Genomic DNA, 12,907 nt, shown 5'->3' on the forward strand with positions numbered 1-12,907 from the left:
CATCCCTAAGTGACAGCCGAAACCGTCTTTCCACTTCCCTTCATGTGAAGAAAAGTCATATCCGGTATTAGCTCCGGTTTCCCGAAGTTATCCCGATCTTAGGGGCAGGTTGCCCACGTGTTACTCACCCGTCCGCCGCTGATCTCAGGAAGCAAGCTTCCATCGATCCGCTCGACTTGCATGTATTAGGCACGCCGCCAGCGTTCGTCCTGAGCCAGGATCAAACTCTCCGAAGAATGTTTGATGTAGCTCATAAAAGTTTAAAACTTGTTTTTGTATTTTCTCGAAAGAAAATAACGTTGGCGTCTTGTTTCGTTCAGTTTTCAAAGAACAAATGTCTCAGAAGCGACTTTATTATCTTACCACTTCTCTTAGTCAAAGTCAACAACTTTTTCAGAAGCTGTTTTTCATTTGTTTTTAGCGACAAGAAATATAATACCAAGGAATTCTAACAAAGTCAAACCTTTTTATAAAAAATAAGCTGCCAGTTCGGCAGCCCCCCATTTACAGCACCCAATATTGAATAGCGGCCAAGGCCAGGATCCCCGGTATACCAAGAAGTCCCGCCACTGCTGTTGTGGCAAAGTTTATCGGAACATGCAGGCCTGCTTTGCTTCCGGCGACATTCAAGAAGAAAAGAAGCAGTGCACCGATTATAGCCTTAACGGCTCCCTGCCCCACCCACCTAAGAGGCTTCAATGGAGTACCTGCTAATAATAATAGAAGAATCAGACATCCAATAACTGAGACAAAGGCAATCGGTCCCATAATGAAAAACCTCCCTCATATGTGCTTGTACCATTAGCATATGAACGGGAGATTCTTTTAAGACTTATCTTTTTAATTTAACTTGTCTGCTTTTCGCTTCTTTAAATAGATAAAAGTATTTCACCTCGGCGATCTTCGCCTGGCAGATAATATCAGGTGAAGGATCGAGGCTTTTTTCCAACAATGCCTTTTGGTTCAGCCAGCTCACTTTTAACTCTTCAAGCTGATCAATCAGCTTCTGGTCGTATTCTTTGCGAAGCGACCCCTTTTTCCGGAAAAACACAGAGAATGCCTCCTCAAGGTTATAATTATACTTCTCTTCGTCCTTCGATTGCCTTGGAAAGGGTCACCTCATCGGCATATTCCAGGTCTCCGCCAACTGGAAGCCCATGGGCAATACGGGTTATGCGAATACCGGATGGCTTAAGCAGCCTGGATATATACATGGCAGTCGCTTCCCCTTCAATATTGGGGTTAGTCGCCAGGATCACTTCTTTGATAGTTTCATCCTGAAGCCTCTTGAGCAGATCGGGGATATTGATATCTTCCGGTCCAATCCCATCCATGGGTGAGATACTTCCATGAAGAACATGATACAGACCGGTATATTCCTTCATCTTTTCCATCGCAATAACATCTTTTGGATCCTGCACGACACATACAATAGATCGGTCTCTCCTTGGATCTTCACATATATAGCAAGGATCTTGATCGGTAATATGGCCGCAGACAGAACAATAGCTAAGGTTCCGCTTGGCATTGACAAGTGCCTTTGCGAAATCAAGGACGGTGTCCTCTTTCATATTTAAAACAAAAAAAGCCAGGCGGGCCGCGGTCTTAGGCCCAATTCCCGGCAGCTTCATAAAGCTGTCTATCAGCTTTGATATTGGTTCTGGGTAATGCATAACATCCGCCTCCTAGAACATACCAGGGAGATTCAATCCTTTTGTGAATTGCCCCATTGTCTGGTTGGCAAGCTGGTCTGCTTTTTTAAGAGCATCATTTGTAGCTGCCAGGACCAAATCCTGAAGCATTTCGATATCATCCGGATCCACAACCTCTGGTTTAATATTTACTTCTACGATTTCTTTTTGTCCCGTTACTATAACCGTTACCATTCCACCGCCTGCAGTTCCTTCAATTTTTTCTTCGCCTAGGTTGGCCTGGGCTTCTTCCATTTTCTTCTGCATTTTTTGCATCTGCTTCATCATGTTCTGCATATTGCCTGCTCCACGCATCATATCCATCATCCTCCATTAATCTTTTATTTCAAGCAATTCATCGCCGACTAGCTTTCTTGCTTCTGCAATGAGCGGATCTTCTTCCTGTTTATCCATCGTCCCATCATTTGATTGGGAAGAGAGGAATTCCTCCCGGATGGATGCCCATTGGTCTTCCGGCACCCCGAGCATCGTCAGACGTTTTCCAATCGTCTGCTGAATGATTGAGCTGAGTGCCTCTATAAAGCGGGCATTATCCATCGCCATCTGGCAGTGAATCTCATATTTAAATTTTACCACAAAAGCGTCTCCTGAGGCAGCTACTGGTTCAGCATCATTTAAAAGGGCTACGGCCGATTTCATCTGCTGATTAACCAAAAGCTCCAGCATCTGTCCCCACTGACCCTTCAGCTGAGCCAGGTCCTGCTTGGTTGCATCCTTCAGCACAGAGTTAATCCGGCCCACAGGTGCTTTAAACTGCCTTTTAGCGGTACGCTGAGGTTTAGGCTGGGCAGATGGCTGGGCCTCTGCAGCAACAGCAATTCCTCTTTCCCTAAGTTCATGCAGCTGATTTTCCAGCGAACTGATCTTTTGCATCAACTCCTGATAGGAGCCTTCACCAGTCTGGCTATTTTCCCTATGGCAGAGTTTAACCAGGGCGACTTCAATAAATACCCGCGGATGATTCGTCCATTTGATTTCCTGCTGGGCTGCATTGAAGCTTTCTATCATGGCATATAGGTCTTCCTGGCCAAGGGAGTCAGCAAGACTCTTGAACTCATCATCCACCCATACTCTTTCCAGGGCTTCTGTCAGTCCTGGAGCGGTCTTATAAAGAAGCATATCTCTAAAGTAAAAGATCATATCTTCTAGAAAACGGGATGGATCTTTTCCAAGAGACAGCAGCTGTTCAAAGATATCAAGGGCTTTTGCGACATCCTTTTCGGTTATGCTGTAAGCCAGCCTGGTAAGAAAGGACTGTGATACCGCACCGGTCACTGTAAGGGCATCCTCTTCTGTCACTTCTCCCTCGCTGAATGAAATAGCTTGATCCAAAAGACTCAGCGCATCCCGCATTCCGCCTTCTGCTGCCCTGGCTACTATGTTTAATGCCTGGTCGGTGCATCTTACTCCGGTTTCATCCAGGATTTGTTTCATACGGCCAGTAATATCCCTGGTCCCAATCCTCTTAAAATCAAAGCGCTGCGTTCTCGATATAATTGTCAGCGGGATTTTATGGGGCTCCGTTGTGGCCAATATGAAAATGACATGTCTCGGAGGCTCTTCAAGTGTCTTCAATAGTGCATTGAAGGCGCCGATGGATAACATATGCACTTCATCCACGATGTATACCTTATATTTCACTGCACTTGGTGCAAATTTAACCTTATCCCGAATATCCCTTATCTCTTCTACTCCATTATTGGATGCAGCATCAATTTCTATCACATCAGGAATGGAACCATCTGTAATCCCCCTGCAGGAAGGACATTCATTGCATGGTTCTGGAGCCGGTCCTCTTTCGCAATTGACTGCTTTTGCAAGTATTTTCGCAGCACTGGTCTTTCCGGTACCCCTTGGTCCTGAAAACAAATATGCATGGGAGATTTTTTGTTGGACGAGGGCGTTCTGCAGGGTTTTCGTGACATGACCCTGGCCTACAACATCAATGAATGACTGCGGCCTCCAGACTCTATATAATGCTTGATATCCCACGGTAAAAACTCCCCTTCATATCTGTGATGGTTTCATTATAACTCAATAGAATTCCCTCTACAAAAGGATTCATCATTTAAGTATAATCTTCATATAGCAAAAAACTCATCCCCAGAAGGAATGAGTTTGATTAGGCATAATAAAGCCGTGCACCTTTTGTTGATTAATAACCACAAGCGTTACTCAAGCAGTTAACTCAGCCCAGGCGACCCTGCGGCACATGAGAGGTTCCACTTAATGCTGCTTCCTTCCGGACCTGACATGGTTCATGGATTCCCATTGCGCAGGACCCAGACATCAACGCCACTTACTTAAGGCAGACCCTGCAGTATATTAACCGTGAAAAGGAATTCAGCCTCGCTGGAGCGGATTGCGAGTACAGGGCACCGCTACCTCCCCGCCTAGCACGGTAATACCAATTATACTTACTTTTATACAAAAAATCAACGTTTAGAGATTGTTAATTTCTGTATGATCTATTCCTTGTTTCTTAATCAGTTTCTTTTTATCTCTCAGTCCTTTGAAGAATGTGGTAAGCAGCCCTCCGCATTGCTCCGCCAATACTCCAGACGTTACTTGGCACTGATGGTTGAAGCGGTCATCCTGCAGCAGATTCATAAGTGTTCCTGCACATCCAGCTTTTGGGTCGCAGGCACCAAATACTACACGCTTTACCCGGGAGAGAATAATGGCGCCTGCACACATCGGACAGGGTTCGAGCGTCACATAGAGGGTGGCATCCTCCAGCCTCCAGGTCCCGAGTTTTTCACAGGCTTTTTCCAAGGCAATGATTTCTGCATGCGATGTCGACTTTTGCCTGCTCTCCCTCAGATTGAATCCCGAGGATATCACCTCTCCATCCAATACCACCACCGCACCAATCGGCACCTCTCCCATATCCTCCGCTTTGCGGGCCTCACCTATAGCCAGCTGCATATACGTTTCATCTATATTCATTAATATTGTCTCCTCCTGGTTTTAAAGCGATCGATGCGGCATAAACTATCGACATTAAAGCTCTTTTATAAATAAGAACCCCCCCGATTTCACCAATGCCAAAAATAAACTTCTCCCTATTGCCTTCTCCTGTGTTAAAATATCTGTTGTTCATTGTTTTACATATTTAGACTTTTTGTCTTACCTGTTACGGAGGGGGATATATTTCATGAATAACACACCATTCATTGCTGTGGAAGGTCCTATTGGTGTGGGTAAAACATCTTTAGCGAAGATCATATCAGAACATTTTCATTTCGGACTGTTAAAAGAGATCGTGGACGAGAATCCTTTCTTGGGAAAGTTCTATGAAAACATTGAAGAATGGAGCTTCCAGACAGAAATGTTTTTCCTCTGCAATCGCTATAAACAGCTGGAGGATATCCATGAAGATTTCCTTAGCCGAAATAAAGCAGTCGTTGCTGATTACCATATCTTTAAAAATCTTATTTTTGCCCAGCGTTCACTAAAAGAAAATCAATACGATAAATATTTGGACATATATAAAATTTTAACATCAGACATGCCAGTTCCCAATATGATTATATATCTTAATGCAAGTCTTGATACCCTGCTTTCAAGGATAGAAAAAAGAGGCAGAGATATTGAAAAGAATATCAGCCCGTTGTACTTAAAGCAGCTGTCTTTGGATTATGAACACTTTATGAGTGAATTTGAAAATCTCCATCCAGAAATCCCTGTACTGCAGTTCAATGGAGATTCCTTTGATTTTGTCAACAACAAACAAGATCTGGATTTTATCCTGTCTACTATTGAAAATGAGCTTCAAAAAGGAGTATGTAAGCATGAACCTACGGAAAAAATATGATATTCCCAACGATACTGTCATTACGATAGCAGGTACAGTCGGTGTCGGTAAATCGACGATGACCAATGCGCTGGCTAAAGCACTTAACTTCCGCACTTCCTTCGAAAAGGTAGATTCAAACCCATATTTGGATAAGTTTTATCAGGACTTTGAACGCTGGAGTTTCCATTTGCAGATTTACTTCCTGGCAGAGCGTTTCAAAGAGCAGAAGAGAATATTTGAATATGGAGGGGGCTTTATCCAGGACCGTTCCATATATGAAGACACCGGCATTTTTGCTAAAATGCATTATGAAAAAGGCACAATGGACAAGGTCGATTATGAGACGTATACCAGCCTTTTTGAAGCAATGGTCCTCACTCCTTATTTTCCCCATCCTGACCTCTTGATTTACATTGAAGGCTCTCTAGATGATATATTAGAGCGTATTAAAGAGCGCGGACGGCCGATGGAGCAGCAGACACCTGTATCCTATTGGAAAGAAATGCACGCAAGGTATGAAGATTGGATCAATCATTTTAATGCCTGTCCTGTTCTTCGTCTGAACATTAATGATTACGACCTGGTCAATAACGAAGATTCCATAGAGCTGATCGTGCAGAGGGTGGCTTCCTTCCTTAATCAGACAAAAAGATTGAGAGTAAAAGCTTAAATATAAAAAGACGGTGCCAAGAAATCGGCACCGTCTTTTTTCGGGGTTTCTTTCCCAAAGTAAAAATCCGTTATTCCCAAGGAACAACGGATTAAATCTCCAGTTTTTATGCGCTGTGGTTTTATAAATTGAAAATATGGAGGAGGTAGAGGGATTCGAACCCCCGCGGGCTGTTACACCCCTGTCGGTTTTCAAGACCGATCCCTTCAGCCGGACTTGGGTATACCTCCAAATCACTATTAACAACAAAATATATTTTATTATATCCCAAAATGAAAGTCAACAGGTTTTTAGTTTTTCATTTATTCTTTTTGTAAAAAAGACCGGCCTATCAGGACCGGTCTTTATTCAGAATCCCTTAAGGCTTGATAATTTCTTTTCCGCCCATATAAGGACGAAGTACCTCTGGAATGATGACACTTCCATCTGCCTGTTGGTAATTCTCAAGGATTGCAGAAACAGTCCTTCCAATAGCCAGGCCTGAACCATTCAATGTATGCACATGCTCTGGTTTTCCTTTCGCTTCGCGGCGGAATCGGATATTGGCTCTTCTTGCCTGGAAGCCTTCAAAGTTGCTGCAAGAAGAGATTTCACGGTAAGTCTCATAGCTTGGAAGCCATACTTCAATATCATATTTTTTTGCGGCAGTGAAACCAAGATCAGCCGTACACATGCTCAGCACACGATATGGCAGGCCCAGAAGCTGTAATACTTTTTCTGCATGTCCGGTTAATTTCTCCAGCTCTTCATAAGAAGTTTCTGGTTTCACAAATTTAACAAGCTCAACTTTATTAAACTGATGCTGGCGGATCAATCCTCTTGTATCCCTTCCGGCAGAACCAGCTTCAGAACGGAAGCAGGCGCTGTAGGCGGCATAGTTGATTGGAAGCTCTTCGCCATCCAAAATTTCATCTCTATGCATATTAGTGACAGGAACCTCTGCTGTTGGAATTAAGAAATAATCCTCACTTTCAATCAGGAACGCATCTTCCTCAAACTTTGGCAGCTGTCCAGTCCCTGTCATACTTTCTCTGTTCACCATATATGGGGGCAAAATTTCTTCATACCCATGTTCTTCAGTATGAAGGTCAAGCATAAAGCTTGCGAGGGCCCTCTCAAGTCTTGCTCCTAACCCTTTATAGAATACAAAGCGGCTTCCTGTCACTTTGCCGGCACGTTCGAAATCGACAATATCAAGCTCATCTGCAAGATCCCAGTGGGGCTTTGGTTCAAAATCAAATTGAGGAATATTGCCCCAAGTACGGATTTCAATATTATCATCTTCTGAATCACCGACAGGCACAGATTCATGAGGAATATTCGGAATAGACATCAGCAATTTATCGAGAACTGTTTCCACTTCCCTTAGCTCATTATCTAAAGCCTTAATGTTATCGCCAACTTCCCTCATTTCAACGATAAGCTCTTCAGCATCTTTCTTCTCACGCTTTAGCTGTGCCACCTGCTGAGAAACTTCATTCCTCCGGCTCTTCAGCTGTTCCGTTTCTGTGATTAGTTCTCTCCTTCTCTTGTCCAGCTCCTCAAACTTATCGAAGTCATTCAAATCTTCGCCTCGGAAAGCTAATTTTTTCTTTACTTCCTCAAGATTCGCTCGTAAATATTTAATATCCAGCATATATACTCCTCCTAAATAAATAAACCTGACAGGTGCAGAAAAACAAAAAAACCCCCATCCCTAAAAGGGACGAGAGTTACCCGCGTTGCCACCCTAGTTGAAAACAAATATGTTTTCCACCTTAAATCGATAACGGCGTTCAGCCGAAAACGCTTAGTGATCTTTATGAGTGCATAAAGATGTTCCACGCTCTGCTCAAGGAGGGATTCACACGGTCCGATATCGATTTCCACCAGCCATCGACTCTCTTGAAAACGGATACCCTGTTACTGTTTCCTGTCATTGCTTTGTTCATTTTATTATTAGATAATTTACTACAATTTTTCTCTTGATGCAAGCCTTTTATGCATGAGGCAAAAAAGAACGGCCGATGATGGCCGTTCCTTCATTTAAAATAATCCTTTGATTGCAGAAGCAGCGCTGTGGAAGACATCTCCAAAGAATGAGCCGATCCCTCTCATGGAGAGAACAAACCAATTTGCTTTTTCCACATCCTCGGCAGCTACCACTTTAACGACACCCTGTTTATGATCATGAATCAGGTAGCCGTAATCCTGTCCGGATTTAGGCTTTACAGAGACATATCCGACTGTTTCCCCTTTTTTAACAGGTGCAGTCAATTCTCCATCCTTATTCAATTTATTTTTATCCAGAACCAGAACAGGCTTATAGTTCTTTTTATCGCCATTTCGGATCATGAATTTTATAGGCGCAGCTGTTTTAATCTTCACACTGTCCGCTTTCCCTTTAACTATAGGAAGAGTTTTGCTTCCTTTTACCTGATAACCGGTTGGAAGAAGTGTTTCTGTTTTAAAGTTGCTGAAGCCATAATCCAATAGCTTTCTAGTTTCAGTAAAACGTGAATCTTTAGAATCAGCTTTCATAATGACAGAAATAAAACGCTGGCCATCACGTACGGCTGTAGCTGTAAAGCAATATCCGGCAAAGTCTGTTGAACCTGTTTTCAGTCCATCCACACCTTTATATTCATAAATCAAACCTGGAAGCATCCAGTTGAAGTTCGGATATTCTCTGCCATCACGAAATTTTAGCTTAGGAATCTTAGAATACTCTAAAGCCTCCGGGAAGTCATTGATCAAGTGGAATGCAAGAGTCGCCACATCGCGGGCTGACATAATGTTTTCATCCTTATCAGTGCCGGCAGGGATATTTCCCATTAAGTCTGAGTTCACCAGACCGCTTGCATTTACAAATCTTGCGTGCTTGAGCCCGAGCTCCTTAGCCTTTTTATTAGCAAATGCAACATAGTTCTTTTCGCTTCCGGACAACAGCTCAGCAAGTGCTACGGTTGCAGCGTTACCTGAGAAGATCGCCATCGCTTCGTATAATTCTTTTACTGTATAATCTTCACCTTCGGTCAATCCGATGTTGGACAAGCCAGGTGCGGCTGAAAGCTGGTGAACGTAGTGACTAATCTTCACTTTTTGATCCCAGGTGATTTTCTTTTCCTTAATCGCCACAAGGGTATTATACTCTGTCATCATTTTGGACATGCTGGCAACGCCTAATACAGCGTCCGCATTTTTCTCATAGACTATTTTTCCTGTCTTTGCATCAAGTAATATCGCAGCCTCTGCTTTTAACCCCAGTGTGTCTTCAGCATGAGCGGGGCTTGCTTGAAAGGAAAATTGAGATGCAATAAACGCAATCATCATGGTCAAAATCAGTGTAATCTGGCTGACTTTTTTCAAGTTTCTGTACCTCCAGCTTATATGTACTTTTTTCACTTTTACTAGTTTATCATAAAAAAAAATAAAAAAATAGACAGAGATGGCACTCTGTCTATTTTGTATATTATACCAGTTCCTTATCTAGGAAGAAAGACTTAGAATTTAGAGTAATTTGGAGCTTCCTTCGTAATATGGATGTCATGCGGATGGCTTTCCTGAAGTCCAGCTCCTGTCATGCGGATAAATTGCGCATTTTCTCTCAATTCCCTTAAGCCTTTTGTTCCACAATAGCCCATTCCGGAACGCAGTCCTCCAATCAGTTGATAGAGCGTATCTGCGAGAGGTCCTTTATAAGGCAGACGGCCTTCAATGCCTTCTGGAACGAATTTCTTGTTCTCTTCCTGAAAATATCGGTCTTTTGACCCCTTTTCCATAGCTGCTACTGAACCCATTCCTCTATAGACTTTGAATCGGCGGCCCTGGTAAATTTCTGTTTCCCCGGGACTTTCGGAAGTTCCGGCGAGAAGACTGCCAAGCATGACAGCATGACCTCCAGCAGCAAGGGCTTTTACAATATCCCCTGAGTACTTGATGCCCCCATCTGCAATAATGGCTTTGCCCTGCTTCCTTGCCTCAGTTGCACAGTCATAAATGGCCGTGATTTGAGGAACACCCACACCGGCTACCACACGTGTCGTACAGATAGAGCCTGGGCCAATTCCTACTTTTACCACATCTGCACCAGCCTCAATCAGTGCCCTGGTGCCTTCAGCCGTCGCTACATTGCCGGCAATAATATTTAAGCTGGGATGGGCTTCCCTGATTTGTTTAATGGTATTTAGAACCCCCTGAGAGTGTCCGTGTGCTGTATCTACGACAATCACATCAACATTCGACTTCACAAGGTGCTCTACGCGCTTCATAGTATCCTTAGTTACGCCTACAGCTGCTCCAGCCAGCAGCCTTCCCTGGCTGTCCTTTGCCGAGTTCGGGAATTCAATAACCTTCTCAATATCCTTTATGGTAATTAACCCTTTTAGGACACCTTGGTCATCAATTAGAGGAAGCTTTTCAATTTTATATCTCTGGAGAATTTTTTCAGCCTGTTCCAGGTTTGTGCCAACAGGAGCTGTCACTAAATTTTCTTTTGTCATAACATCTGAAATCATAATGGAGTAATCTTGAATGAATCGGAGATCGCGGTTTGTAATAATACCGACTAGCTTTTGTTCTTCTGCATTATTTACAATAGGCACACCTGAGATGCGGTACTTGCCCATTAAGTGCTCTGCATCAAACACTTGATGCTCTGGGGTAAGAAAGAAAGGATCTGTAATAACTCCGCTTTCGGAACGCTTTACTTTATCCACCTGTTCGGCCTGCTGTTCGATAGACATATTCTTATGGATGATGCCAAGACCTCCCTGGCGCGCCATGGAAATGGCCATCTCTGCTTCTGTTACTGTATCCATGCCGGCACTTATGATTGGCACATTCAGGTTCAGTGTATCTGTCAATGAAACAGCAATATTAACATCCTTTGGCAGCACATCGGACTGAGCCGGCATTAGTAATACATCATCAAAAGTTAACCCTTCTTTAACAAACTTCGATTCCCACATCAAATTCCCCTCCAGGCTTTTCAAAAAAAATATTATTAGTAGGTTAACAATTGGATAAAATACTGTCAAGAAAGATTGTAAATGTTTGATTTTTCAATTAATTTGGAGGTTTTTGCTTTGGTTCCATTTCAATCCCCCTGGCAGGACTTTATTGTCTTCTTTTCCGCCTCCTATACACAAGGTTACTTAAAGAAATGCTATCAGGAGAAGGCGCTTCCGAATAGTGAATCGAAATGCTATGACAATTGTTATCCTTTTATTTATTATATTGAACATGCCCAAAACTATTATGATCAAGCCAAAATAGCACCGTTAACAATTAAACCCAACTTGCTTTTTTACGGATTTGGCCAATTGATCAAAGCCTGCCTTCTTACAGTGGACTGCTCCTATCCCGAATCTACCTCGGTCCTTGCTCACGGAGTATCCGCAAGAAAGAGAAAAAAACAGCAATACGAATTCCTTTATGATGAAATCAAAATCCAGAAAAACGGTCTGCTCACTCATTTTGCTGAAAGAATGTTTCACATGAAACATCTAGAAGGAGAAAAAGTTATTATGAGAGATCTCCTGCTGGAAATACCCGAACTCAGCCACTTATTTTATTCGTATTTTAAAGAAGAATCTTTCCTTCCGCTATCCAGGCAACAAGAAACATACAGCCTGAGCAAGGATATTTTATCGCGCTACCATATGGGAAGCGACCGATTTCACGAATACATCCAGCAAAAATCAAAAACTGAATTAAACGTAAAGGAACACGAAAATAAGCTGGAAATATCTTTTAATCAGCCAGCTATTTCAGACAAGGGCGTATTCCGCCTCAACATTGCGGATAGCCAGCTGGCTGTTTCCTTAAATAAAGATTCCAAATGCTTTTCCTTTCCTGAAATATTGGTTCACTATCTGCTTCTCTACAATCTCAGCATGATTGCACGCTACGAAACAGAATGGTGGCTTGAATTACTAAAAACCACACCCAATTCAGACTTCGCCTTTATCAAAAGCTTCCTCCATACCACTGAGGAAAAGAGCCCATTACTGATTATGAATTGGCTTCGGGAAGCTCATCCTTATGCTTAAAATAAGTGTGGATGCTGGTTCCCTGGAAGGTGTTGAGGGATAAGTACTTCTGAGTTAAAAGAAGATAATCATTGACTGAGCAGCTGGATCATATGAGAATCTTATAAACAGAACTTAGACAGCCAGATTATATGGTGGTTTTTTGGTTCATAAATTGGATCGCTGATTCTCTATTGAAGATTTTATGATCATTTCCCAGTTGGGCCGATCATACCAAAAAGTTTACGTTCATTCCCGGTGGGCTGGATCATCCGCAATATCGGATCATAATTCACCTGTTGTATCTCGGTACCTGTAGTAGAATTCAGTCCCCTTGATAATCACTCAAAAAAAAGAATAAAAACACAAAAAAAGACCAGCTAAAACAGCTGATCTCGGTGTGCCTGGCAGCGACCTACTCTCACAGGGGGAGAGCCCCCAACTACCATCGGCGCAAAAGAGCTTAACTTCCGTGTTCGGGATGGGAACGGGTGTGGCCTCTTTGCCATAACTACCAGACAAAATGAAAGAACTTCGTTCCTTCAAAACTAGATAACAGAAGGCTTGCACGTTTCATAAACCAACTAGGTTAAGTCCTCGATCGATTAGTATCTGTCAGCTCCACGTGTCACCACGCTTCCACCTCAGACCTATCTACCTGATCATCTTTCAGGGATCTTACTAGCTTGACGCTATGGGAAATCTCATCTTGAGG

Annotated in this window: 12 protein-coding genes, 1 tRNA gene, 3 rRNA genes, 1 other RNA gene and 1 other annotated feature; of the genes, 3 read left to right on the plus strand and 14 right to left on the minus strand. The window is 42.9% G+C overall.

Going from position 1 to position 12,907, the window contains the following annotated elements; all coding sequences use genetic code 11:
* The 8 genes from H539_RS0110895 to tadA all read right to left on the minus strand — a co-directional run.
* Positions 1-236, minus strand: a 16S ribosomal RNA gene (locus H539_RS0110895); the annotation flags it as partial.
* Positions 237-504: 268 nt separating this feature from the next.
* Positions 505-768, minus strand: a complete 264-nt coding sequence (locus H539_RS0110900) for a pro-sigmaK processing inhibitor BofA family protein (RefSeq protein WP_026693535.1) — start codon at positions 766-768, stop codon at positions 505-507.
* Between the two features lie 64 nt (positions 769-832).
* Positions 833-1,051: a YaaL family protein gene (locus H539_RS0110905; protein WP_026693536.1), complete on the minus strand. Its 219-nt coding sequence runs from the start codon at positions 1,049-1,051 to the stop codon at positions 833-835.
* A 25-nt stretch (positions 1,052-1,076) separates the two neighbouring features.
* Entirely contained in the window at positions 1,077-1,673 is a 597-nt protein-coding gene (gene recR, locus H539_RS0110910) for a recombination mediator RecR (protein ID WP_026693537.1), read from the minus strand.
* A gap of 12 nt (positions 1,674-1,685) precedes the next feature.
* Positions 1,686-2,009: a YbaB/EbfC family nucleoid-associated protein gene (locus H539_RS0110915; protein WP_026693538.1), complete on the minus strand. Its 324-nt coding sequence runs from the start codon at positions 2,007-2,009 to the stop codon at positions 1,686-1,688.
* A gap of 15 nt (positions 2,010-2,024) precedes the next feature.
* Positions 2,025-3,704, minus strand: coding sequence for a DNA polymerase III subunit gamma/tau (gene dnaX / locus H539_RS0110920; RefSeq protein ID WP_026693539.1), 1,680 nt, complete (start codon positions 3,702-3,704; stop codon positions 2,025-2,027).
* A gap of 145 nt (positions 3,705-3,849) precedes the next feature.
* Positions 3,850-4,114: signal recognition particle sRNA large type (gene ffs / locus H539_RS30765), an RNA gene on the minus strand.
* Between the two features lie 40 nt (positions 4,115-4,154).
* Entirely contained in the window at positions 4,155-4,661 is a 507-nt protein-coding gene (tadA, locus tag H539_RS0110925) for a tRNA adenosine(34) deaminase TadA (RefSeq protein ID WP_035322401.1), read from the minus strand.
* Between the two features lie 208 nt (positions 4,662-4,869).
* Here tadA and H539_RS0110930 point away from each other — a divergent pair, with 208 nt between their 5' ends.
* Entirely contained in the window at positions 4,870-5,529 is a 660-nt protein-coding gene (locus tag H539_RS0110930) for a deoxynucleoside kinase (protein ID WP_026693541.1), read from the plus strand.
* Complete coding sequence (locus tag H539_RS0110935; protein ID WP_026693542.1) at positions 5,507-6,181, plus strand: deoxynucleoside kinase; 675 nt, start codon at positions 5,507-5,509, stop codon at positions 6,179-6,181. Before H539_RS0110930 ends, H539_RS0110935 begins: the two co-directional genes overlap by 23 nt.
* A gap of 137 nt (positions 6,182-6,318) precedes the next feature.
* On the opposite strand, the gene H539_RS0110940 is transcribed toward H539_RS0110935, so the two are convergent.
* The 4 genes from H539_RS0110940 to guaB form a co-directional block, all read right to left on the minus strand.
* Positions 6,319-6,411, minus strand: a tRNA-Ser gene (locus H539_RS0110940).
* Positions 6,412-6,539: 128 nt separating this feature from the next.
* Positions 6,540-7,817 carry a serine--tRNA ligase gene (gene serS, locus H539_RS0110945; protein ID WP_026693543.1) on the minus strand — a complete coding sequence of 426 codons (1,278 nt, stop codon included), beginning with the start codon at positions 7,815-7,817 and terminating at the stop codon, positions 6,540-6,542.
* A 62-nt stretch (positions 7,818-7,879) separates the two neighbouring features.
* Positions 7,880-8,109, minus strand: a binding site (T-box leader).
* Between the two features lie 97 nt (positions 8,110-8,206).
* Complete coding sequence (locus H539_RS0110950; RefSeq protein WP_026693544.1) at positions 8,207-9,529, minus strand: serine hydrolase; 1,323 nt, start codon at positions 9,527-9,529, stop codon at positions 8,207-8,209.
* 134 nt (positions 9,530-9,663) lie between these two features.
* Positions 9,664-11,130: an IMP dehydrogenase gene (gene guaB, locus H539_RS0110955; protein WP_026693545.1), complete on the minus strand. Its 1,467-nt coding sequence runs from the start codon at positions 11,128-11,130 to the stop codon at positions 9,664-9,666.
* 117 nt (positions 11,131-11,247) lie between these two features.
* Here guaB and H539_RS0110960 point away from each other — a divergent pair, with 117 nt between their 5' ends.
* Positions 11,248-12,213 carry a YaaC family protein gene (locus tag H539_RS0110960; protein WP_035322405.1) on the plus strand — a complete coding sequence of 322 codons (966 nt, stop codon included), beginning with the start codon at positions 11,248-11,250 and terminating at the stop codon, positions 12,211-12,213.
* Between the two features lie 381 nt (positions 12,214-12,594).
* Here H539_RS0110960 and rrf read toward each other — a convergent pair.
* Positions 12,595-12,711: ribosomal RNA gene (rrf, locus tag H539_RS0110965) — 5S ribosomal RNA — on the minus strand.
* A 66-nt stretch (positions 12,712-12,777) separates the two neighbouring features.
* Positions 12,778-12,907, minus strand: a 23S ribosomal RNA gene (locus H539_RS0110970); the annotation flags it as partial.

Origin of the sequence: Peribacillus kribbensis DSM 17871 (assembly GCF_000430765.1) — a bacterium.
Taxonomy (GTDB): Bacteria; Bacillota; Bacilli; order Bacillales; family DSM-1321; genus Paraperibacillus; species Paraperibacillus kribbensis.

Bases quoted from the DNA above. Each gene is read 5' to 3' on its own strand.
- recR (WP_026693537.1), bottom strand. From the start codon at position 1,673: ATGCATTACCCAGAACCAATATCAAAGCTGATAGACAGCTTTATGAAG.
- serS (WP_026693543.1), bottom strand. From the start codon at position 7,817: ATGCTGGATATTAAATATTTACGAGCGAATCTTGAGGAAGTAAAGAAA.
- H539_RS0110930 (WP_026693541.1), top strand. From the start codon at position 4,870: ATGAATAACACACCATTCATTGCTGTGGAAGGTCCTATTGGTGTGGGT.
- H539_RS0110900 (WP_026693535.1), bottom strand. From the start codon at position 768: ATGGGACCGATTGCCTTTGTCTCAGTTATTGGATGTCTGATTCTTCTA.
- tadA (WP_035322401.1), bottom strand. From the start codon at position 4,661: ATGAATATAGATGAAACGTATATGCAGCTGGCTATAGGTGAGGCCCGC.
- H539_RS0110915 (WP_026693538.1), bottom strand. From the start codon at position 2,009: ATGATGCGTGGAGCAGGCAATATGCAGAACATGATGAAGCAGATGCAA.
- H539_RS0110935 (WP_026693542.1), top strand. From the start codon at position 5,507: ATGAACCTACGGAAAAAATATGATATTCCCAACGATACTGTCATTACG.
- guaB (WP_026693545.1), bottom strand. From the start codon at position 11,130: ATGTGGGAATCGAAGTTTGTTAAAGAAGGGTTAACTTTTGATGATGTA.